The sequence below is a fragment of the Streptosporangium sp. NPDC020145 genome, assembly GCF_040631275.1.
Taxonomy (GTDB): domain Bacteria; phylum Actinomycetota; class Actinomycetes; order Streptosporangiales; family Streptosporangiaceae; genus Streptosporangium.
The window spans coordinates 64656-84248 of sequence record NZ_JBEXZT010000023.1; the positions used below are offsets into that span (position 1 = coordinate 64656).

Consider the following 19593-nt stretch of genomic DNA (forward strand, 5'->3'; position numbering starts at 1 on the left):
ATGACTCCTTGGATGTCGCAGGTCACAGCGGCTGGACGCGCACGCCGTCGATGGACGCGAGGACCAGACTCCGATCCGGTACGGCCTGCCAGCCGGACCGGTCGTCGAGCGGTTCACTCGCCACGAGCACGCCGTCTTCGAGGTTGAGGAAGAGCGTGTCCCCCCAGGTGGTCGCGGCGAGGGAGGAGCCGTCGCAGGCGAGGAGGTTCAGCCGCCCGGCGGGGTCCTTGGCCCCGGCGGTGACGACGACCTCGGACAGGGCGTCGCCGAGGGTGAGGCCGGCGCGGCGCCGTACGAAGACGGCGGCGGCGACCCAGGCGGCGTCGCAGGTGCTCTCCGCTCCCGCGTCGCCCGCCAGCTCCCTGACGGGGCCTCGGGCGACGCGGCCGTTGTGGCTGAGCAGCCACGCCCCGTCGGCGAAGGGCGCGGTGGCGCTCTCCTCGATCGGCATGCCCTCGCTGGCCGACCGTACGGCCGCCAGCAGGCAGCTTGAGCGGGCGATCTCGGCCAGGGCGGGCAGGTTGGCGTCGGCCCACATGGGGACCGAACGGCGGTAGCGGACCGGTTCCGCGCGGCCGGCGTCGTACCAGCCGATGCCGAAGCCGTCGGCGTTGATGAGGCCGTGGCGTTGCATGCGCGGGGCGTAGGACTGCCGCAGCAGGCCGTGCTCCGGTTCACTGACCAGTGAGGCGACGGACCGGGGAGCGCCGAGCCAGGCGGCGTGGCGGCACATCTATCGGTGCTCCAGACGCTCGGCGGACACGGACCGGGCACAGCGGAAGCCCGTGAAGATCTGCCTGCGGATGGGGTGGTCCCAGTTCCTGAACGTCGTGCGGACCGCGGCCGGGTCGGCCGCCCACGAGCCGCCGCGCAGCACCCGGTAGTCGCCGCCGAAGAAGACCTCGCTGTACTCGCGGTAGGGGAAGCTGCGGAAGCCCGGGTAGGGCAGGAACTCCGAGGAGGTCCACTCCCACACGTCCCCGATCATCTGCTCGACGCCGTAGAAGCTCGCCCCGGCGGGGTAGGCGCCGAGGGGGGCGGGACGTGCCGCGCGGTGCCCGAGGTTGGCCAGCCCGGGGTCCGGGTCGTCGTCCCCCCACGGGTACTTCCTGGCCCGTTCGGCCTCCGGGTTCCAGCCGCAGGCCTTCTCCCACTCGGCCTCGGTCGGCAGCCGTTTGCCCGCCCAGCGGGCGTAGGCGTCGGCCTCGTGCCAGCTCACGTGCTGTACGGGTTCGTCCATGGGCACCGGTTCCGGCCTGCCGAACCGGGTCCGCCACCAGGTGTCGCCGTCCCTGGTCCAGAACAGCGGGGCGAAGGCGCCCGTCTCCCGCCGCCAGGCCCACCCCTGGGGGTTCCACCAGCGCGGGTCGTCGTAGCCGCCGTCCTCGACGAAGTCGGCGTAGGCGCGGTTGCCGACCGGCAGCCGGTCGATCCAGTAGGCGGGCAGGTCGACCCGGTGCGCGGAACGCTCGTTGTCGTAGGCCCACGGCAACGTGTCCGTCCCCATCGTGAACGGCCCGGCGGGCACGAACACCTCCTCGGGGCCGTACCGCTTGCCGGACGGCAGCTCGCCGTCGCGGATCAGGCCCGCGGTCCCGGAGAGCTGCCAGGTGGCGAGCATGGTCTCGTCGTGCTGGTGCTCGTGCTGGATCACCAGGCCGAAGACGAAGGCGTCCCGGTGCAGCGGGTCGGGGCTCTCCGGGTCGAGCCGGTCGAGGACGTCGAGCACCCGTCCCCGTACCCCCTCGATGTAGCGCCGCGCCTCGGCGGGTCCCAGGATGGGCAGGCTCGGTCGGTTCTTCCTGGGGTGTTTGAACGCGTCGTACAGGTCGTCGATCTCGGGGCGCAGCGGGGTGATGCCCCCGGCCTCCCGCAGCACCCACAGCTCCTCGTAGTTGCCGACGTGCGCCAGGTCCCACACCAGCGGCGACATCAGCGGTGAGTGCTGCCTGACCAGCAGGTCGTCCTCGGCGTCGGTGTAGGCCAGCGACCGGCCGCGCACCGCGGTCAGTTCGGCGGCGATGCGCTCCTTGAAGTCGTTCATGCCTGTCCTTCCTCGGTCAACCAGGCCGACAGGCGCGGTCCCGGTTCTGCGGCCATGTCCAGCAGGTCGAGGGCGGGGGGCCGCCCGGTCGTCACGTGGCGGTCGGTGTAGGCGGCCACCTGAGCGGCCAGCGCGCCGTCCACACCGAGCCTGGGCAGCGCCTCGCAGGCGGCGCGGAAGCACTCCTCGGCCGCCTGGCGCAGCCGGGGGTCGGTGAGGCCGCAGCGGGCCGCCTCACGCCACATCCCCGCGTACGGCTCCGCCGCCGCCAGCGCCGTGTCGGCCGCCCGGTCGTCCATCACCAGGGCGTGGGTGACGGCCACGCACACCGGCCAGTTCGCCGGGTGCTGGGCGTCGAGGTAGCGGATCTCCAGCCAGCCGCGGGGCCGTACCGGAGGGAAGATCGTCGTGGCGTGGTAGGCCAGGTCGGCCAGGGTCGGCGGGGGAACGGGCGCGTCGAGCCAGTCGCGGAAGGTCGAGCCGTCGCGGATCGTGCGGTAGTGGTCGTCGTCCTCGCGCACCAGCATCAGCCGGGCGTCGAGGAGATAGGCGGCCCAGTCGGCGACGGGGTCGCCGGTGGCCTGGACGGGGGCGGTCCTGGTGCGGTCGAGGTTCTCCCACACCTCCTGACGGCCGGACATCCATCCGCACGGCCGTCCCTCGCGCAGCGAGGAGTTGGCGAAGGCGGCCAGGAGGACGGGGCCGAGCCGGTGGGCGCGTTCCCAGCGCGCCGAGGGTCTGTCGCCCAGGTCGAGGTTGACCTGGATCGACGCGGTCGAGCACATCATCAACGCCCCGTACGGCAGGCCGAGGAACTCGGCCATCGCGTCGTAGCGGGGCAGGTGTAACTGCCGTCTGGCGGGCCGTACGGGGTCGAGACCGACCCCGGCCAGGGCCAGACCGGTCCTGTTCAGCGCCCGGCGGGTCGCGTCGACGTCGGCGCGCATCCGGGCGATCGCCTCGGGCAGCGGGCCCGCGGGTCCCGACAGTTCGAGCTGCCCGCCGGGCTCGAACGTCACCCGGCTTCCGCCGTCCATCGACGGCACAACGTCGGCTGTCCTGTCCAGTGGAACCTGGTCGTCGGTGGCCGTACGGTCGAAGACCAGGAACTCCAGCTCGACCCCCACCTCGTCCCCGGCGGCGCCGAGGAAGCAGTCCTGCGCGAAGGCCTCCACATCGGAGGCATTCCGGATCGGCGTGTCCTCGGCCACAAGACTGGCCATCGTCCCCCCTTTTCGCCTGATGTGTACGGTCTATAGACCCGTGAGGCGTGCAGGCGTTACAGGGGGACTTTCGGGGTGTGTGTAACGGTTCGACGGCCCCGGGGGACTGTCCCGTATGGAACGGGGGGCTGCGATGAGACGGGCGAGCCTGGGCTGCCGGGAGGCCGGGGGCCTCGTCACGGCCTATCTGGAGGAGGCCCTGCCCGCCGGGACGCGGCGGCGCTTCGAGGAGCACCTGGCCGGATGCGCTCTGTGCCCGGACCTTCTTGAGCGGGTCCGGGTGACGGTCGAGGTGCTGCGGGCCTTCGGCGGGGAGGACATCCCGCAGGAGGTGCTCACCCGGTTGTGCGACGTCTTCGGCCCACCCGAAGGCCCGTCGCAGGGCCCGTCGCGGGGGCGGCTCTTCCCGGTGCCGTCCTCAGGAGCTCCGCGGCTCCTCGACCCTGGAGTCCCGCCGGTCGCGGAAGGCGGCCAGTAGCCGCTCACGCGCCTGACCTGGCAGCGGCTCGGGTCGCAGGGCGCCCAGAGCGGTGACCGTCACGCGGAACTGGTGCAGGTAGTGTCCGCAACACTCGCAGGCGGCGAGGTGCTCCTCGAACACGTGCCGGGTGGACTCGTCGAGGCCGCCCTCCAGGTAGGAGGTGACGAGCTCGACCCACTCGTCGCAACTGAACCGCTTCACGACGTGAAACGCCTTACCGTCTCTGAACCGAACCGATTTCACTACGCCGACCGCCTCGCCGTCTCGAAATAATCCTCCAGGCGTCCGCGCACCGCCACGCGGGCGCGGTGCAGCAGAACCCGCTGGTTGGCCGCGGAGATCTCCAGGATCTCGCAGACCTCCTCCGAGGTGCACCCCTCGACGTCGCGAAGTGTGATGACGGCGCGCTGTCGTGGGGGAAGCTCAGCCAGGGCCGCCGCGATCAGGTCGCGCACCTCGGCGGCCAGCACCTCGCCCTCGGGGGTGGACCAGGCCGAGGGGACGTTCTTCCAGTGCCCGGGGAACGGGTCGTCGGGCCCCTGGAAGAGCGACCGGTCGGCGACCGGCTCCTCCCGATGTTCGAAGGCGCTGCTCCACGGTACCGTGCGGTTCTCGCGCAGCCCCCGTTTCCTGGCGGTGTTGACCAGGATGCGGTAGACCCAGGTCTTCACGGAGGAGCGACCCTCGAAGCCGTCGATGCCCCTGATCACCGCCAGCCAGGTGTCCTGCACGACCTCCTCCGCGGAGTCGTTGGTCGACACGTGGGAGCGGGCGAGCCAGAGCATGCCCCTCGACCAGGTGTCCAGCAGGGCCGCGAACATCGCCTCGTCCCCGGCGCGCAGCGCCGCGACGACGACGTCATCCGGGGGGAGCCTGCTGCCCGTGAAGGACTCCACGATCGCCTCCTTGCGGTCGGGCGTCTGGGACGCCGCTCTCGTGCCCGTGGACACGAGAAGGTGCCTGGACCGTCCGGCGCCCCCGAGGCGCCACCGACTGCGAGGATGAGGGTTCCCGTCCACGGCCGGTCCGATACCTCCCCGCGGGGGCCGCGGGGGAGCGCCGGAGGAACGCGCAAGAAGGCACCGAAGAGGGTGCGGTCCAGGCTGTACGGTTCCCCGGCGCGCCCAGGTGTTACACCGTTATTTCGGGACGTTCCTGAAATTTCCCGTCCGTTGGTGAAACGTTCTCAGGATTCGGGGAGCCGCAGCATGCGGTCGACCAACTGGTGGAGGTGGGCCCGCAGGCGGGGCGTCGTCCTGGGGTTGTCCGGATCGGGCGGATCGGGCGGGGCCAGGGCCTCGCCGTGCAGGAAGCCGTACATGCTCCAGGCCAGCGTCCGCACCAGCAGGTCCAGGTCGGTGTCCCCCTCGATGAGCCCGTCCCTGACGGCGGCGCGCAGCGCGTCCCGGGTGAGGTTGATGATCGGGATGGCGTACCGCTGTTCCAGGTCGGGGATGTCGGCGGCGTCGCCGAGCCAGCGGTGCATCCACAGCGCCGGGATCTGCGGGTTGGACAGGCACAGCTCCAGGTAGTCGTCCACGAGGGCGTGCATGGCCCCGGCGACCCCGGCGGCGTCGCGGGCGGGCAACGACGCCAGCGCCCCCTCGACGACGCTCCGCTGGGCCCGGCTCGTCCGCTCGATGACGGCGAGGTAGAGCGCGCGTTTGTCGCCGAACGTCTCGTGCAGCCATTCGAGGTCGAAGCCCATGGCCTCTGCCAGTCCCTGCAGGGTGGTGCCGTCATACCCGAACGCGGCGAAAAGCCGGGTCGCGAACTCTATGACCGCCTCGCTCTGCTGCTCATCCGCAGAAGTCATGGTTCGATTCAAGTCGTTGTCGCAGGTGGACGTAGCTAAGCGCCGGTTTTGGGGTGGTCAAACCTGTGTGCGCAATGGTCAGGCGTCCCACCGGTCCCGGGGCGGACGACGCCGGGTGAAAAAATACTGCATCGAACGCTTATCTTCATGGGTTGCAATTTTTCTCTCAGTGAGGTTTTGTGGAGGCGAACATGCGCGTCCCACTTCGAAGGAGCACGCTGTGCACAAAGCCGATCTCGGCCCCGTGACCCTCTCCGTGGCTCGTCACGACACCTTCGATCCACCTCCTGAGCTGGCTGTCTGGCGCCAGGAGGCCCCGATCCGCCGCATGACCTACGCCGACGGCCACATCGGCTGGCTGGCGACGAGCCACTCGGCCGTCCGCGCGATCCTGGCCGACAACCGCTTCAGCAGCCGGGTCGAGGCCCAGCACCCGGCGCTGCCGCACATGGTCGAACAGCGGCAGCTTCCGATGCCCGCCGGTTTCTTCCTGCGGATGGACCCGCCGGACCACACCCGCCTGCGGCGGCTGCTGACCGGCCAGTTCACCGTGCGCAGGATGCGGCAGCTCGAACCGAGGATCGAGAAGATCGTCGCCGCGCGGCTGGACGAGATGGAGCGTCAGGGGGCGCCCGCCGACCTGGTGAGCGCGTTCGCGCTGCCCATCCCCTCGCTGGTGATCTGCGAGCTGCTCGGTGTCCCCTACACCGACCACGACCGCTTCCAGCACGACTCTGCGGTGATCGTCAGCCGGGAGGAGTCGAAGGAGAGCAAGCTGGCGGCGGTGACCGACCTGCTGACCTTCCTGCACGAACTGGTGCTCAGCAAGCGCGCGAAGCCGACCGACGACCTGCTCGGCGGCCTGGCGGAGAGCGACGAGCTGACGGACGACGAGATCACCGGGATCGCCCTGCTCCTGCTGGTCGCCGGGCACGAGACGACGGCGAACATGATCGCGCTCGGTACCTACACGCTGCTGTGCAACCCCCCGCAGCTGGCGGCGCTGCGTGCCGACCCCTCCCTGGCGGCGGGGGCCGCCGAGGAACTGCTGCGCTATCTGAGCATCATCGACTTCACGGTCAGGGGCGCCGTCGAGGACGTGGAGATCGAGGGGCAGACGATCAGGGCCGGTGAGACGGTGACGGTCTCGCTGCCCGCAGCCAACCGCGACCCCGAGCGCTTCGAGCGGCCGGACGACTTCGACGTCTTCCGGCAGTCGGGCGGACACCTGTCCTTCGGCCACGGCATCCACCAGTGCCTGGGCCAGCAGCTCGCCCGCAACGAGATGCGCATCGCCATCCCGGCCCTGCTCGAACGGCTGCCCGGCCTGCGCCTCGCCGTACCGGCCGAGGAGGTGCCGATGCGCTCCGACATGGCCATCTACGGCGTGCACCGGCTGCCGGTCGCCTGGTAGAAACCGAATGACCCCATAGATAACCCCATATGGGGTTATCTATGGGCTATAAAGGCTGTGAACAGTTCGGAGAACCGAAGGGACCGTGCGGTGGGGCGTGTGCTGCTGCTGGCGACCGGCGACACCATCGCCTACTCGACCGATCCCCGCAGCCCAGGGGTGGCCTCGGGCGCGCGGCTCCTCGAAACACTGCCGCCCGGCACGCTCACGGCCGAGGTGGTGGCCGAGGACGTCCAGGCGGAGCCGAGCTGGGACATGTCCCCCTCGACCATGCTGCTGCTCGCCCGCAAGGCCCGGGAGGCCGTTCTCGACCGGGGCTTCGACGGTGTCGTGATCACCCACGGTCTCGACACCGTCGAGGAGACGGCCTTCCTCACCGACCTGCTCGCCGGGCGGGCCGCGCACCACGGCGCGATCGTCCTGACCGGCGCGACGCGACCCTTCGACGCCCTGTCGCCGGACGGCCCGCGCAACCTGGCCTCCTCCCTGGCCGCCGCGGCCGACCCGGCATTGTGCGGCGTGGGCGCCGTCGTGTGCGTCAACGACGAACTGCACGCCGCCCGCTGGGTCACCATGACCGACGCGACGGGCGTGTGCGCCATGTCCTCAGCCCCCGAACCGGTGCTCGGCCACGTGCACGGGGGACGGGCCGTGATCTCCACGCTCCCACCGGGCAGGCCGCCGACGGTCGCGGGCGACCCGGAGACGGACGTCGCCCTGGTCAAGACCTACCCGGGCATGGACACCGCGGCGCTCACCGCCCTCGTGGACGCGGGCGTCAGGGGCGTCGTGATCGAGGGAACCGGTGCGGGGAACATACCGGTCAGTTTGCTCACCGCGATCGACGAGCTGACCGGGTGGGGCATCCCGGTGGTCGTCACCTCCCGCGCCCGCACCCGCAGGGCGCCCCTCGACGAACTGGGCCTGGGCGCCGTCCTGGCCGCCAAGGTGGGCGCGGTCGGCGCGTACGGCCTCAGCCCGGCCAAGGCGCGCGTCGCGCTGATGGTCGCCCTCGGAACGGGCGGCGTCGACGCGGTGCGCGACTGGTTCGCCAGACTTTGAGCAGGGAAACTTAGATGTGGAGTGAAATGTCCACATCCTAGGGTTCGGGTATGGAACAGACCGCTGGTTCGGGTACGGGGCAAATCACTACATCGGACGACCGGATCGACCGCCGGGCACTGGCCGCGGCGGGGGTCACCGTACTGCTGTGGGCCTCCGCCTTCGTCGCCATCCGCGACGCCGCCCAGTACTTCGGCCCCGGAGCCCTGGCCCTCGGTCGCCTGCTCGCGGGCTCGGCCGTACTCCTCGTCATCTGGCTTGCGCGCGGCGGGGGACTGCCGTCCCGGGGTGCCTGGCCCGGCATCCTGGGCTCGGGCGTGCTGTGGTTCGGCCTCTACATGGTCGCCCTGAACTGGGGCGAGCACGAGGTGGACGCCGGAACCGCGGCCATGCTCGTCAACATCGGCCCCATCCTGATCGCGCTCCTCGGCGGCTGGATGCTGCGGGAGGGCTTCCCGCGCCGTCTGCTGGCCGGGATGGCGGTCTCCTTCGCGGGGGCCGCCGTGGTCGGGGTCTCCATGTCGGGCGCGGGCCGCGCCTCGATCCTGGGCGTCCTGCTGTGCCTGCTCGCCGCCGTGACGTACGCCGCCGGGGTGGTCTGCCAGAAACCCGCCCTCAGGCACGGCTCCGCCATTCAGGTCACCACCTTCGGCTGCCTCGTCGGCACCGTGGTCTGCCTGCCGTTCGCCGGGCAGCTGGTCGAGCAGGTCGCCGCCGCCCCACTGGCCGCCACGCTGAACGTCGTCTACCTGGGCGTCTTCCCGACGGCCCTGGCCTTCACCACCTGGGCCTACGCGCTGGCCCGCACCACCGCGGGGAAGATGGGCGCGACCACCTACATCGTTCCCGCCCTGGTGGTCCTGATGGCCTGGGCGGTGCTCGGCGAGGTACCCGGCTGGCTGACCCTGGCCGGCGGCCTGCTGTGCCTGGCGGGCGTCGCCGTCTCCCGCGGCGGCCCGCGTGCCACCACCCCGTCCTCGGTGCGGGCGGTACGGTCCCGGTAACGTGTCAGCCCGTTGCGTGATCCACGGGGACGGGGGGCGCACCCGCCCCGGGTGACTCGGGAGGCGCGGATGCGAGACCAGACGATCGGTGACTTTCTGCGGAGCCTGGCGGCCCGGGTACCCGCCCCCGGCGGGGGAGCCAGTGCGGCCCTGCACGCCGCGCAGGCCGCCGCGCTGCTGGGCATGGTCGCCCGCTACAGCGACGGCCCCAAGCAGGCCGGGCACGAGCGGCTGATCGGGCGGATCCTGACGGAGGCCGACACGCTGCGGGAACGCGCGCTCGAACTCGCCGAGGAGGACGCGGCGGCGTTCACCGCGGTCACCGACGCCTACCGGCTGCCGAAGGAGACCGACCAGGAGCGTACGGCCCGCTCGGCGGCGATCGCCGGAGCGCTGGCCGCCGCGGCCGGGCCACCCGCGGAGACCGTGGACGTCGCGCGCCGCCTGGTCGAGCTGGCCGGGGAACTGCTGCCCGTCGGCAACCGCAACGTCATCACCGACGTGGCCGCAGCCGCCGAGGCGGCCAGGGCCGCCGCGACCACGGCCAGGGTCAACGTCGAGATCAACCTCGGGGGCATCCGGGACGAGGCGGTCCGCGCCGAACTGGCCGGAAGGGTCGCCGGGGTCGACGCCCTGGCCGCCGACGCCGACCGGGTGACCGCGACCGTCCGCGAGGAGATCAGCCGATGAGTACCGAGGGTCTGTCGGGTGCGGGGAGTTCGGCGGGTTCGGCGCGGGAGCTGTCCGGGCGGGGGCTCGCCACGGCGATCCGGACCGACGCGACGGAGCGGGCGGCGGCCCTCGCCGCCCGGGGACGCCCGGCGCGCCTGGCCGTCGTCACGGCCACCGACGACGAGGCCAGCGCCTGGTACGTGCGCTCCATCGTGAACGCCGCACGCAAGGTGGGCATCGAGTGCGAGGTCGCCGATCTCGGTCCGAGGGCCGGGGCGGGCGAGATCCGCGACCGTCTTGAGGCGCTGAGCGCCGACGAGTGGGTGAGCGGGATCATCCTGCAGACCCCGCTGCCGAAGGGGACGAAACTGGAGGACCTGGCCTCGGCCATCGTCCCCGCCAAGGACGTCGACGGCGCCAACCCGCTCTCCCTCGGCCGCCTGGCCGCCGGACTGCCCGCCTTCGCACCCGCGACCGCCGAGGCGGTGGTCAGGCTCCTCGACCACCACGGCGTCCCGCTCGCGGGCAGGCACGCGGTCGTGGTCGGCCGCTCGACGGTGGTCGGCAAGCCCGCCGCCCACCTGCTGCTCGACCGCGACGCCACGGTGACCGTGTGCCACTCGCGGACCGCCGACCTGGCCGCGGTCACCTCGGCGGCCGACGTCCTGGTCGCGGCCGTCGGCCGGATCGGGCTCGTCACCCCCGACCACGTACGGCCCGGCGCGGTGGTCGTGGACGTGGGCACGAACCAGACCGAGGACGGCGGCCTCGCGGGCGACGTCGACCCCGCCGTGGCGACCAGGGCCTCGGCGCTGACACCCGTGCCGGGAGGCGTGGGACCGGTGACCACCGCCCTCCTGCTGGCCCACACGGTCCAGGCCGCGGAGACGCTGACCGAAGGCCGGTGACTCCTTCGGCCCTCACACCAGGCGACGGCCGTCGACGCGCGTGCCGCCGTCCAGACCGGAACCGGGTGACGATCCCGGGCCCGGTGGAATGGGCCGGCTCCGCGCCCGTCAGTACCGCGATTGGTTTTGTCCAGGTGGCGAATCGGGGTTCCAGACAATCCGTCGGCCGCTGACACTGGCCCCTGCCTGCCGTTATCCGCTCGGCGGGCCGACCTTTCCAGGCGGCCGACAGGAGACATCCTGATGAGAAAACCAACCATCGTGGACGCGCCGACGACGGGCGCCGCGGCCGTGAACGTCGAATCCGGAATCCGGTCGGGGCGCAGGTCCTTCGGTGCCGGGCCTTTCCGCGTCGCGTTCGTCACCCTCGTGGCGGGAGTACTCGCGCTCACGGTCACGCAGGGCACCGCACTGGCCGGAGACAACCTGGCTGATTGCCTTTCCGGGCAGGTCTGCCTCTATGAGGGCAGCCTGGCGGACAACGACATGGTCGACTCGTCCTACGGCACGCTGAGCCACTACGGATTGAAAGCGAACACGTCCTACTACGTCGTCAACAACGGAAACGCGAAGCGCGGACTCGACCACTACTACTTCGAACACGCGGGGAAGACCAAGTGCCTGCACTTCAACGTGGGGACGACCCTCAACCAGGGGTCGTGGGTGTATTTGCGCTCATCCCTCTACCAAATCCTGTCCGACCAGCGGTGGGGCGGCGAATGCCCCTAGATCTGCCGGTCTCCTCGCAGGGCGGAAGCGACCGGACGCAGGGCGGTCCGGCGTGGCGGTCGTGACCGTCTGTGTTCCCTGAGCGGTGGTGCGGGCGGGGTTCACCAGGGCGGTGGACTCCGCCCGCACCGTCAGGATCCTCATGGCGCGTGAACGGTGCGTGAGACGAGACGCCCGGCGCGCGGCGCGGCCGAACCGCTGACCACCCGATGTCCCGCCGGAGCCGCTCGCGTTCTTCGCCGGGATGAGCCCGTACGGCCGGTGGGTCATGAGGCCGTACGGGTTCGCAGGAGGTCGAGGATCTCGGCCTGGCCGGTGCCCGTGCGTGACTCCGAGCGCGGGGCGCCGGTGGCGTCGCGCACCTCGACCACGAGCAACGCGTCCCCTCCCTCGGCCTCCTCCCGGCGGACGGTGATCCGCGCCCCGGGAGGGGCGTGTTCCGTGGCCCGCGCGAGGGCCTCGGCCTCGACGTCGTGCCCGGCGCGCAGTTCGGCGAGTTCGACCGGGCGCCGCCCCTGACCGTCGGGCAGCTCCGGATCGGCGCCGCCGTCGAGCAGCGCCCTGACGACGGCCGCCGCGCCGTACGTCACGGCACGGCAGAGGGCGGTGCCGCCCGCGGAGTCGCGGACGGCGGAATCGGCGCCCCGGGCGAGCAGGGCCTCGACGACGGCCAGGTGCCCACCGGCCACGGCCCAGTGCAGGGCCGTCATCGCGTTCTCCTCGGCGTGCTCCCGCTGGTCGGGGTCGGCGCCGCCGTCGAGCAGCGCGGTCACCGTCTCGGCGTGTCCCCAGGACGCGGCGGCGCACAGCGGGAGCCCCTCGTGCTCGCCCCCGCTCTCAAGGCCGGGGTCGGCTCCGGCCGCCAGGAGCCGCCGCGTGATGCCCGCGTCCCCGTGTACGGCGGCGCGGTAGAGGGCCGTGGAGCCGTACGGATCGGGTGTGTCCGGGGCCAGGCCGTCGTCGAGTAGCCGCCCGACCGTCTCGGCGTCCCCGGTCGCCGCGGCCGTCACCAGTCGCTCCCCTGTCATGCGGTTCATTGTGCGTGGCGAAGTGTCGGTGATCTATGGGTTTTCCCGGTGATGATCTCCATTTCTGACTGTGGCGATAATTCATGGTTAACCCATAGAGATAGTAGATTTATTGAGCCCCGCCCAGAGGTCGCCGATCATCGGTTCACGTCATCGGGAGGATCTTCGGATGCATGTCACGGCCCGCAGTGACTACGCCATACGCGCGATGCTGGTGATCGCGGCCCATGACCCGGCCTCGGTCACCGCGGAGACGCTGGCCCGGGCTCAGAAGATCCCGCCGAGCTTCCTGAGGGGTATCCTGACCGACCTGCGGCGGGCCAACCTCGTCTTCGCCCAGCGGGGCAACGAGGGCGGGTTCACGCTGGCCAGGAGGGCGGAGACCGTCTTCGTCGGCGACATCCTGCGGGCGGTCGGCGGCGGCTTCACCTCGGTGCGGGGCTTCTCGACGGCCGACGTCGTCTACTTCGGCGAGGCGGTGCCGCTGCGCGCTGTCTGGCTGGACGTCGAGGCCTCCATCGGGGCCGTGGTGGACAGCGTCAGCCTCGCCACCCTCCTGGAGTCCCAGGGAGCCGAGGTCCCGCGGCGGCAGACGGCCTGAGGGACGGATGCCGGGCGCGCCGTCACCGCGCTTTCCGTGCCGGGTTCCCTGACGGACCGGGGCGTGCCGGCAGTGCCGGAACCCGGCCCCGGACGTCGGCCGGGCCCTCTGAAGGTCCGGCCGGACCACGGCGGGTGGCCGGGTCCCCGGAGGGCGGTCGGGTCCCGGGCGCCGGCGGCCGGATCCCCTGGGGGCGGCCGGGCCCTCCGTGTCTCAGACGGGGATGGAGACCCCGAGGCCGCCCCGGGTCTGCGCGCCGTAGCGCTCCTTCTCCCTGGCGAGGTCGAGGGGCCTGATGTGGCTGCGGCCCCGCATCGTCTCCTCGGTGATCAGGTCGGCGGGCACGAGCCAGGACACCTCGAACTCGATCCCGTCGGGGTCCTTGGCGTACAGGGCCTTGGTGGTCGAGTGGTCGGAGGCGCCCACGAGGGAGTTCATCTCGGTGAGCTTGACCGCGATGCGCTCCAGCTCCTGGAGGGTGTCGACCTCCCAGGCGAGGTGGTAGAGCCCGACGGTCGTCCGCCCGGCGCCGGAGGGGCCCGCCTGGGCGCCGATCTCGAACAGGCCGAGGTCGTGGTCGTTGCTCGATCCGGGGGCCTGCAGGAACGCCGAGCCCTGGCCGCCCATGACGACCCGGAAGTCGAGGGCCTCCCGGTAGAAGGCGACGCTGCGCTCGACGTCGCGAACGAACAGGACGGCGTGGTTGAGTCGCTGGACCGGCATGTTTCCTCCCCGAGAAACTTTAACTCTCAAGTACACTATCCTCATATGCTTGAAAGTTCAAGTAAAGTGGGCCTCGTGACCAGATGGCTTGACGACGAAGAGCAACGCGCGTGGCGCGCTTTCATGGGGGCCTCGCAGCTCATCCACGAGGAACTGGACCGCCAGCTGCAACGCGACTCAAGTATGCCGCACACCTACTACATCATCCTGGTGAAGTTGTCCGAGGCGAAGGATCGCAGGATGCGGATGAGCGATCTGGCCACCGAACTCAACTCCTCGCAGAGCAGGCTCTCACACGCGGTGTCCCGTCTTGAGGAGAGGGGCTGGGTACGGCGCGTGCCCTGCGCCGCCGACCGTCGCGTCAGCTGGGCCGAGCTCACCGACGAGGGGTTCGCCGCGCTCACCGCCGCCGCCCCCGGCCACGTCGAGGCCGTACGGCGCGTGCTGTTCGACCGGGTCGACTCCGAGCAGGTCAAGCGGCTCATGGAGATCTGCTCCGCGGTGCTCGACGACCGGGGGTGAACCTCCTCGCCGGTCCGGCGACACGCCCGCCGTGCCGTACGGCCCGGCCCGGTCGAGGCGCTGGAAGGGGCGGGGAACAGAAGGAGAATCCAGCCGGGTCCGTCCCCGTCCCGGGGCCGTCCGTCGTACCGTTTCCCCCGACCGATCGGCTCAACAGGGGGATGCGGAGATGGCGGAGAGTTCTCTGAGGCGGGCGAACGGTGAGCACGAGGCGAACCGCGCGCTCTTCGGAACCGTCCACGAGGTGGCGGTCCGGTACGCGGGGGCCGACGTCTCCCAGGTGATCGCCGTCCTGCGCGGCAGGCTCGCCGGGGTGCCGGGAATGGACGACCACGGCATCCGCAGGATCGCGGAGGAGATCAGCGTCGGCCGGGACCCGTCCGGGCTGTAGACCAGGGTGGGCCGTCCCGCCTCCGCCCACAGGCGGCACGGGGCGGCCCTTTCCGTCCACAGGCCTGTGGATGACTTTCCCCAGCTGGTACGGGGTTTCCACAGGGCGTGCGGAGTGGTTGTCCACAGCCTGTGCACAACGAGCCGGGATCAGGGGCGGCTCAGGGTCGGATCAGGGGCGGCGCCGGATGTGTCAGGGGCCCCTTCCGGGACAGTCTTGGGGCATGCTCGCGTTGAGAAGGCTCTACCCGCTGGTCGCCTGCGCCGGAATCGCGGTGGCCGTCGGGTCCATGGTCGTGGGACAGGTCGTCGCGACCACCCACTCCGACCCGTTCGCCCTGACGATCGGCGAGTACGCCGCGGTCGAGGGCAACGGGACGACCGAGCTGGCCATGATCTCACTGGCGGTCGCCTCCCTCGCGCTGGTCGCGGGACTGCGGGCGGCCAGGGCCCCGCTGGGGACGGCGGTCGAACGCCTGCTCGCGGTGTGGAGCGGCGCCCTGACCGTCATGGCGTTCGTGCCCGCGGGCGTTCCCGGCTCGGCGGGAGCCCTGGACGACTGGATGCGGGACCAGGTGCACGGCTACGCCTCGGCGGTGGCGTTCGTCGCGCTGCCCGTCGCGGGCGCGCTGATGGTCACGCGCCTCGGGGAGGACGAGCGGTGGAAGGCGGTGGCCAGGCCGGTCGAGTGGCTGGCGCTGGCCTGCGGCTTCGGGCTGGTCGCGGTCACCTACGTGGCGCTCCCCGGCGACCGCGTCTTCATCGGGCTGGCCGAGTGGGTGCTGCTCGCCGCCGAGATCGCCCTGGTCGCGGTGCTCGCCGTACGGCTGGCGCACCTGAGCCGGGCCGGGAGGACCGCCCGCGCGTCCCAGGCCGCCCTCGGCTGACTTGTCACTTTGCTTTACTAATTCATGACATGTCACAAATAGGATACGAATACACAGGCTTGTCAGTGCTATCCTCGTCGGCGATCTAGAGGTCGTCCGGAGCCCCCCACTTCGGCGCTCCGGGACCGAACCGATGAGGTGACATGGCATCGAGCAGACCCATCAGGTTCAAGATCTCGGCACTCCTGGCGATCCCGATCATCTCGCTGCTCGCCCTGTGGGGATTCGCGGCCACCGTGACGGTCGGCGACTCGATGAGCCTGCTCACGGTCTCCACCCTGTACGACACGGTCGGCAAACCCGGTGACGAGCTGAACAACGCCCTGCAGCACGAACACCTGCTCTCGGCCGAGTACCTCGCCTCCCGCACGGACTCGGCCAGGTCGGCCCTGGCCGTACAGCGGAACATCACCAACCAGGCACGCCAGCGCTTCCGCGAGCGGACGAACACCGAGTCGGCCAAGTCCGCGATGACCCCCGACATGCGCATCCGGTTCAACGAGGTGATGACCCGGATCAACGCCCTCGACGGGACCCGCGTCAAGGTGGACGGCGGCAGGATCGGCCTCGTCGGCCTCTCCAGGGACTTCTCCCTGGTGCCCGACGCGCTGAACCGGCTGTCGAGCATCATGAGCCTCAACAACGACCTGCCGCTCTTCCAGCAGTCACGAAGCCTCGGCATGGTCAGCTACGCCAAGGACCTGATGAGCCGCGAGCGGGCGCTGGCCGCCGGGGTGCTGGGCCTGGGCCGCCCGATGTCGCCGAGTGAGCTGCAGCTGTTCAACCAGCTCGCCACCAACCGGGTCTTCCTTCTCGAACAGGCCCTGCCCGACCTGGAGCCGAGGCTGCGCCTGCCGTTCGCCGGGATGATGACCTCGACGATCTACACCAGGTACACCGGCTTCGAGGAGACCATCCAGGAGGGGGAGCTCATCCCCGCCACCGAGTGGCGCTCGGCGGGTGACGACCTGGAGGCCGTCTACGAGCGGGCGCTGACCGCCGTCACCCTCTCCCTGGCCGACCGGGCGGCCCCGTCCGCCGCGACGACGTTCACCAGGGCGGGAATCGCGGGCGCGCTCGGTCTCGTCGCCGTCGTCGCCTCGCTGCTGGTCTCCTACCGGGTCGGCAGCGGGCTCACCCGTGAGCTCGCCGGGGTGCGCAGGGCCGCCATGGAGGTGGCCGAGGTGCGCCTGCCCCGCGTCATGGAGAAGCTCCGCAGGGGCGAGCCGGTGGACGTCGGTGTCGAGGCGCCGCCGCTCGAACCGCTGGGCAGCACGGCGGAGGTCCACGACGTGGCCGCCGCCTTCGACAGCGTCCAGCAACGCGCCATGCAGTCGGCCGTCGACCAGGCCAAGCTGCGCGAGGGCGTCGCCCAGTCCTTCCGCAACCTCGCCAGGCGCAGCCAGTCCCTGCTGCAGCGTCAGCTCAAACTGCTCGACGGGATGCAGAAGCAGGCCGAGGACCCCGCCGCCCTGGAGAACCTCTTCCTGCTCGACCACCTGACCACCCGCATGCGTCGCCACGCCGAGGGCCTGGTCATCCTGTCCGGTGGGGCCTCCGGCCGTAAGTGGCGCTCCTCCGTCCTGATGGAGGACGTGCTGCGCGGCGCCGCCGCCCAGGTCGAGGACTACGCCCGGGTGCGGGTCTACCCCATGTCGGGCACCACCCTGATCGGCAGCGCGGTCGCGGACATGATGCACCTGTTCGCCGAGATCATCGAGAACGCCACCGTCTTCTCCCCTCCGGGAGGGGAGGTGTCGATCCGCGGTGAGCTGGTCGGCCGCGGGTTCGCGATCGAGATCGAGGACCGGGGCCTGGGCATGACCGCCGAGAAGCGGGCCTCCATCAACGAGCGCCTGGCCAGCCCGCCCGAGTTCGACCCGTCGGAGACCGACCGCCTCGGGTTCGCGGTCGTCGGCCTGCTCGCCGCCCGCTACGGGGTCAACGTGACGCTGAGGCCCTCGCCGTACGGCGGGACCGGGGTGGTCATCCTGCTTCCCGAGCACCTCCTGGGAGACCCGGAGCCCGTCGAGCCGGTCGTGCCGCTCAGGGCCGAGCACATGCCGCCGGTCGCCGCGCTGCCCCCGGTGTCCGCGGAGCCCCGGTTCACCGAACCGGTGCTGCCGGTCCCCGCGGACCTGTGGAAGTCGTCGGTACGGCGCGGCACCGGGCTGCCCCGCAGGGTCCGCCAGGCGAACCTCTCACCGGGCCTGCGCCAGGACGACCAGCGCCAGGAGAACGACCAGACCTCAGGCGCCACCGAGCGCTCGCCCGAGGAGGCTCGGGCGCTGCTGAACTCCTTCCAGTCGGGATGGCGGCGCGGACGCGCCGAGAGCGAGGACGGCGGTGCCGAATGATGAGCTGGGGTAGTGAACCGAGGATCGCACCGAGTGTGATCGTCACAGGGGAAGGGGTTTGAGCACGTGCCGGGTGAGCTTTATTGGCTTCTGGATGACTTCGTCACGAGTGTGGCGGACGTCTCCCACGCGCTGATCCTGTCGAACGACGGGTTGATGATGGCCTCCTCCCGAGGTCTGAGCAAGGAGGACGCCGACCACCTGTCGGCCGTCGCCTCCGGCTTCCAGAGCCTCGCCAAGGGGACAAGCATGCAGTTCGGCGGCGGCGCCGTACGGCAGACCATGGTGGAGATGGACTCGGCGTTCCTCTTCGTCACCTCGGCGGGCCAGGGCAGCTGTCTCGCCGTCATGACCAGCGGCGCCGCGGACGTGGGCCTCATCGCCTACGAGATGGCCCGCCTCGTGACCCGTGTCGGCCAGCATCTGGCCACCGCACCCCGGGTGGCGGGCCAATGAGCGACGACGTCGAGTGGGTCGACGAGGAGGCTGGGCCCGTCGTCCGTCCCTACGCGCTGACCGGCGGCCGGACCGCGACCTCGACGTCCTCGTCCGCGTTCGACCTGCTGTCCATGGTGGTCGCCAACGGCTCGGTGATCTCCGCGGGCTCACACCTGGGCTCGGAGCACCGGCGGTTGCTCGGCCTGATGAAGCGCACCAGGCCCATCGTCGAGGTCGCCTCTGAGTCGGGCCTGCCGATCGGCGTGATCAAGGTCCTCCTCGGCGACCTGCTCGACCAGGGGTTGATCCTCGTGCGCTCCCCGCTTCCCGCCAACACCTCTCCCGCGGAGGGGCTGCTGCGAGAGGTGATCAGCGGCCTGCGGGCCTTGTAACGTCCTTCCCGTACGGCCCGGCGGGGGTGGGGTGGCCGGCCGTACGATCCAGGACGACTTCGGAGGCCCCGTGCACCGTCGGAGGGCACGGGGAAAGCTCCTCCCGGCTTCTCAGGTCTTTTCGGGCTACGCCCTGAACGCGCAGACCAGGAAGAACAGTACGGCGATCACGCCGAACAGGGCGGTCAGCCCTATCCCGTCGATACAGATGGTCAGCACCAGGACGACCACGGCGAGGGCCGCGTTCAGGAGATAACGTGCCCTGAGTGCCAAGCTTCCTCCGGTCACAGTCCGCTTCCTCGAAGAGACGACTCTTGGAGAACGCGACGGCCTCAGCCCCGGGTTCCCGCCTCCTCGGGTGACCTGACGCCCTTCGCGAAACCGCCACGGTGGGCGCGGTAGGCCAGGTAACCGGCGACCAGCAGGTCGTACAGCACGCAGGCCGTCGGAAGGTCGGTCAGCGGCGGCTCAAGATGACGGGGCACCACGACGTCCCACACCGGGTGCAGCACCCAGGCGGCCACCAGGAACCACGGCGACCGGAACACCCCCAGCAGGGCCAGTGCCACCACCACCCCGGACGCCGCGTACTCCACCCCGCCGCCGGCCAGGTAGGTCGGCGCGAGAATCCCCACGGTGACGGCGCTCCAGGCCGCCAGTTCGGTCCTGCCGGGCAACCGGCACAGCGCCAGGACGAGCACCACCCCCAACGGCGCCGCCGCCACGACCAGCAGCCCGGCCCGCGCCACGGCCCCGATGGCGTACGACATCGCCACCATGACCACCACGACGTAGAGCGCCCACCCGGCCTTCACCCACACCCGCCCGCCCATGCTCGGCCCTCCTGCCTTTACCTCAGGAGTCGTCGGCGACCGGGCCGGAGTTCCGGGAAGGTCTCACGC

24 protein-coding genes are annotated in these 19593 nt (G+C 71.2%); 14 read left to right on the forward strand and 10 right to left on the reverse strand.

The window, feature by feature from the left end; genetic code table 11:
* Positions 1-22: 22 nt before the first annotated feature.
* Genes egtC through egtA form a run of 3 tightly spaced genes read right to left on the reverse strand, consistent with a single transcriptional unit; the run spans position 23 to position 3267 of the window.
* Positions 23-733, reverse strand: coding sequence for an ergothioneine biosynthesis protein EgtC (egtC, locus tag ABZ463_RS31475; protein ID WP_352011205.1), 711 nt, complete (start codon positions 731-733; stop codon positions 23-25).
* The gene (egtB, locus tag ABZ463_RS31480; RefSeq protein WP_362781609.1) at positions 734-2044 is read right to left on the reverse strand and encodes an ergothioneine biosynthesis protein EgtB; all 1311 of its coding nucleotides are present in this window, start codon (positions 2042-2044) and stop codon (positions 734-736) included.
* Complete coding sequence (egtA, locus tag ABZ463_RS31485; protein ID WP_362781611.1) at positions 2041-3267, reverse strand: ergothioneine biosynthesis glutamate--cysteine ligase EgtA; 1227 nt, start codon at positions 3265-3267, stop codon at positions 2041-2043. The genes egtB and egtA overlap by 4 nt, the downstream gene beginning before the upstream one ends.
* Positions 3268-3400: 133 nt before the next feature.
* Here egtA and ABZ463_RS31490 point away from each other — a divergent pair, with 133 nt between their 5' ends.
* Complete coding sequence (locus ABZ463_RS31490; protein ID WP_362781613.1) at positions 3401-3745, forward strand: zf-HC2 domain-containing protein; 345 nt, start codon at positions 3401-3403, stop codon at positions 3743-3745.
* Here ABZ463_RS31490 and ABZ463_RS31495 read toward each other — a convergent pair.
* The 3 genes from ABZ463_RS31495 to ABZ463_RS31505 form a co-directional block, all read right to left on the reverse strand.
* Positions 3686-3949 carry a zf-HC2 domain-containing protein gene (locus tag ABZ463_RS31495; protein WP_352011201.1) on the reverse strand — a complete coding sequence of 88 codons (264 nt, stop codon included), beginning with the start codon at positions 3947-3949 and terminating at the stop codon, positions 3686-3688. The genes ABZ463_RS31490 and ABZ463_RS31495 overlap by 60 nt on opposite strands.
* A gap of 41 nt (positions 3950-3990) precedes the next feature.
* Positions 3991-4644, reverse strand: a complete 654-nt coding sequence (locus tag ABZ463_RS31500) for a sigma-70 family RNA polymerase sigma factor (RefSeq protein ID WP_352011200.1) — start codon at positions 4642-4644, stop codon at positions 3991-3993.
* Between the two features lie 290 nt (positions 4645-4934).
* On the reverse strand, positions 4935-5564 hold the full coding sequence (locus ABZ463_RS31505; protein WP_362781616.1) for a TetR/AcrR family transcriptional regulator: 630 nt from the start codon (positions 5562-5564) through the stop codon (positions 4935-4937).
* Positions 5565-5784: 220 nt separating this feature from the next.
* Here ABZ463_RS31505 and ABZ463_RS31510 point away from each other — a divergent pair, with 220 nt between their 5' ends.
* The 6 genes from ABZ463_RS31510 to ABZ463_RS31535 all read left to right on the forward strand — a co-directional run bounded on the left by ABZ463_RS31510 (position 5785) and on the right by ABZ463_RS31535 (position 11353).
* The gene (locus ABZ463_RS31510; RefSeq protein ID WP_352011198.1) at positions 5785-6978 is read left to right on the forward strand and encodes a cytochrome P450; all 1194 of its coding nucleotides are present in this window, start codon (positions 5785-5787) and stop codon (positions 6976-6978) included.
* Positions 6979-7068: 90 nt separating this feature from the next.
* The gene (locus tag ABZ463_RS31515) at positions 7069-8040 is read left to right on the forward strand and encodes an asparaginase (RefSeq protein WP_362781619.1); all 972 of its coding nucleotides are present in this window, start codon (positions 7069-7071) and stop codon (positions 8038-8040) included.
* A gap of 50 nt (positions 8041-8090) precedes the next feature.
* Positions 8091-9044, forward strand: a complete 954-nt coding sequence (locus ABZ463_RS31520; protein WP_362781621.1) for a DMT family transporter — start codon at positions 8091-8093, stop codon at positions 9042-9044.
* 69 nt (positions 9045-9113) lie between these two features.
* Entirely contained in the window at positions 9114-9734 is a 621-nt protein-coding gene (locus ABZ463_RS31525; protein ID WP_362781623.1) for a cyclodeaminase/cyclohydrolase family protein, read from the forward strand.
* Entirely contained in the window at positions 9731-10624 is an 894-nt protein-coding gene (locus ABZ463_RS31530) for a bifunctional 5,10-methylenetetrahydrofolate dehydrogenase/5,10-methenyltetrahydrofolate cyclohydrolase (RefSeq protein WP_352011194.1), read from the forward strand. The genes ABZ463_RS31525 and ABZ463_RS31530 overlap by 4 nt, the downstream gene beginning before the upstream one ends.
* Positions 10625-10867: 243 nt before the next feature.
* Complete coding sequence (locus ABZ463_RS31535; RefSeq protein ID WP_362781626.1) at positions 10868-11353, forward strand: hypothetical protein; 486 nt, start codon at positions 10868-10870, stop codon at positions 11351-11353.
* 266 nt (positions 11354-11619) lie between these two features.
* On the opposite strand, the gene ABZ463_RS31540 is transcribed toward ABZ463_RS31535, so the two are convergent.
* Positions 11620-12381 (reverse strand): ankyrin repeat domain-containing protein, encoded by a 762-nt coding sequence (locus ABZ463_RS31540; protein WP_362781627.1) that lies wholly within the window; start codon positions 12379-12381, stop codon positions 11620-11622.
* 169 nt (positions 12382-12550) lie between these two features.
* Between ABZ463_RS31540 and ABZ463_RS31545 the strand changes: the two genes are divergently transcribed.
* Complete coding sequence (locus ABZ463_RS31545; protein ID WP_362781629.1) at positions 12551-12982, forward strand: Rrf2 family transcriptional regulator; 432 nt, start codon at positions 12551-12553, stop codon at positions 12980-12982.
* Between the two features lie 213 nt (positions 12983-13195).
* Here ABZ463_RS31545 and ABZ463_RS31550 read toward each other — a convergent pair whose 3' ends face one another.
* A complete protein-coding gene (locus ABZ463_RS31550) occupies positions 13196-13705 on the reverse strand; it encodes a VOC family protein (RefSeq protein ID WP_362781631.1) in 510 nt (169 codons plus the stop codon).
* 75 nt (positions 13706-13780) lie between these two features.
* Between ABZ463_RS31550 and ABZ463_RS31555 the strand changes: the two genes are divergently transcribed.
* From ABZ463_RS31555 to ABZ463_RS31580, 6 genes are all read left to right on the forward strand, one after another.
* On the forward strand, positions 13781-14227 hold the full coding sequence (locus ABZ463_RS31555; protein WP_362781633.1) for a MarR family transcriptional regulator: 447 nt from the start codon (positions 13781-13783) through the stop codon (positions 14225-14227).
* A 169-nt stretch (positions 14228-14396) separates the two neighbouring features.
* Complete coding sequence (locus ABZ463_RS31560; protein ID WP_352011188.1) at positions 14397-14618, forward strand: hypothetical protein; 222 nt, start codon at positions 14397-14399, stop codon at positions 14616-14618.
* 223 nt (positions 14619-14841) lie between these two features.
* Complete coding sequence (locus tag ABZ463_RS31565) at positions 14842-15504, forward strand: DUF998 domain-containing protein (RefSeq protein ID WP_362781636.1); 663 nt, start codon at positions 14842-14844, stop codon at positions 15502-15504.
* A gap of 143 nt (positions 15505-15647) precedes the next feature.
* Positions 15648-17861, forward strand: a complete 2214-nt coding sequence (locus ABZ463_RS31570) for a nitrate- and nitrite sensing domain-containing protein (protein WP_352011186.1) — start codon at positions 15648-15650, stop codon at positions 17859-17861.
* 66 nt (positions 17862-17927) lie between these two features.
* Positions 17928-18317, forward strand: coding sequence for a roadblock/LC7 domain-containing protein (locus ABZ463_RS31575; RefSeq protein WP_184725372.1), 390 nt, complete (start codon positions 17928-17930; stop codon positions 18315-18317).
* Positions 18314-18691: a DUF742 domain-containing protein gene (locus ABZ463_RS31580; RefSeq protein ID WP_352011185.1), complete on the forward strand. Its 378-nt coding sequence runs from the start codon at positions 18314-18316 to the stop codon at positions 18689-18691. Before ABZ463_RS31575 ends, ABZ463_RS31580 begins: the two co-directional genes overlap by 4 nt.
* Positions 18692-18817: 126 nt before the next feature.
* Here ABZ463_RS31580 and ABZ463_RS31585 read toward each other — a convergent pair whose 3' ends face one another.
* Together ABZ463_RS31585 and ABZ463_RS31590 are read right to left on the reverse strand one after the other, a co-directional pair.
* Complete coding sequence (locus ABZ463_RS31585) at positions 18818-18964, reverse strand: hypothetical protein (protein WP_352011184.1); 147 nt, start codon at positions 18962-18964, stop codon at positions 18818-18820.
* A gap of 59 nt (positions 18965-19023) precedes the next feature.
* Positions 19024-19524: a DUF6010 family protein gene (locus tag ABZ463_RS31590; RefSeq protein WP_362781639.1), complete on the reverse strand. Its 501-nt coding sequence runs from the start codon at positions 19522-19524 to the stop codon at positions 19024-19026.
* Positions 19525-19593: the final 69 nt, after the last annotated feature.

Coding starts and splice junctions, on each gene's coding strand:
- egtA (WP_362781611.1), bottom strand. CDS start 3,267: ATGGCCAGTCTTGTGGCCGAGGACACGCCGATCCGGAATGCCTCCGAT.
- ABZ463_RS31520 (WP_362781621.1), top strand. CDS start 8,091: ATGGAACAGACCGCTGGTTCGGGTACGGGGCAAATCACTACATCGGAC.
- ABZ463_RS31525 (WP_362781623.1), top strand. CDS start 9,114: ATGCGAGACCAGACGATCGGTGACTTTCTGCGGAGCCTGGCGGCCCGG.
- ABZ463_RS31590 (WP_362781639.1), bottom strand. CDS start 19,524: ATGGGCGGGCGGGTGTGGGTGAAGGCCGGGTGGGCGCTCTACGTCGTG.
- ABZ463_RS31565 (WP_362781636.1), top strand. CDS start 14,842: ATGCTCGCGTTGAGAAGGCTCTACCCGCTGGTCGCCTGCGCCGGAATC.
- egtC (WP_352011205.1), bottom strand. CDS start 733: ATGTGCCGCCACGCCGCCTGGCTCGGCGCTCCCCGGTCCGTCGCCTCA.
- ABZ463_RS31490 (WP_362781613.1), top strand. CDS start 3,401: ATGAGACGGGCGAGCCTGGGCTGCCGGGAGGCCGGGGGCCTCGTCACG.
- ABZ463_RS31530 (WP_352011194.1), top strand. CDS start 9,731: ATGAGTACCGAGGGTCTGTCGGGTGCGGGGAGTTCGGCGGGTTCGGCG.
- ABZ463_RS31560 (WP_352011188.1), top strand. CDS start 14,397: ATGGCGGAGAGTTCTCTGAGGCGGGCGAACGGTGAGCACGAGGCGAAC.
- ABZ463_RS31550 (WP_362781631.1), bottom strand. CDS start 13,705: ATGCCGGTCCAGCGACTCAACCACGCCGTCCTGTTCGTTCGCGACGTC.
- ABZ463_RS31545 (WP_362781629.1), top strand. CDS start 12,551: ATGCATGTCACGGCCCGCAGTGACTACGCCATACGCGCGATGCTGGTG.
- ABZ463_RS31580 (WP_352011185.1), top strand. CDS start 18,314: ATGAGCGACGACGTCGAGTGGGTCGACGAGGAGGCTGGGCCCGTCGTC.
- ABZ463_RS31540 (WP_362781627.1), bottom strand. CDS start 12,381: ATGACAGGGGAGCGACTGGTGACGGCCGCGGCGACCGGGGACGCCGAG.
- egtB (WP_362781609.1), bottom strand. CDS start 2,044: ATGAACGACTTCAAGGAGCGCATCGCCGCCGAACTGACCGCGGTGCGC.
- ABZ463_RS31505 (WP_362781616.1), bottom strand. CDS start 5,564: ATGACTTCTGCGGATGAGCAGCAGAGCGAGGCGGTCATAGAGTTCGCG.
- ABZ463_RS31570 (WP_352011186.1), top strand. CDS start 15,648: ATGGCATCGAGCAGACCCATCAGGTTCAAGATCTCGGCACTCCTGGCG.
- ABZ463_RS31535 (WP_362781626.1), top strand. CDS start 10,868: ATGAGAAAACCAACCATCGTGGACGCGCCGACGACGGGCGCCGCGGCC.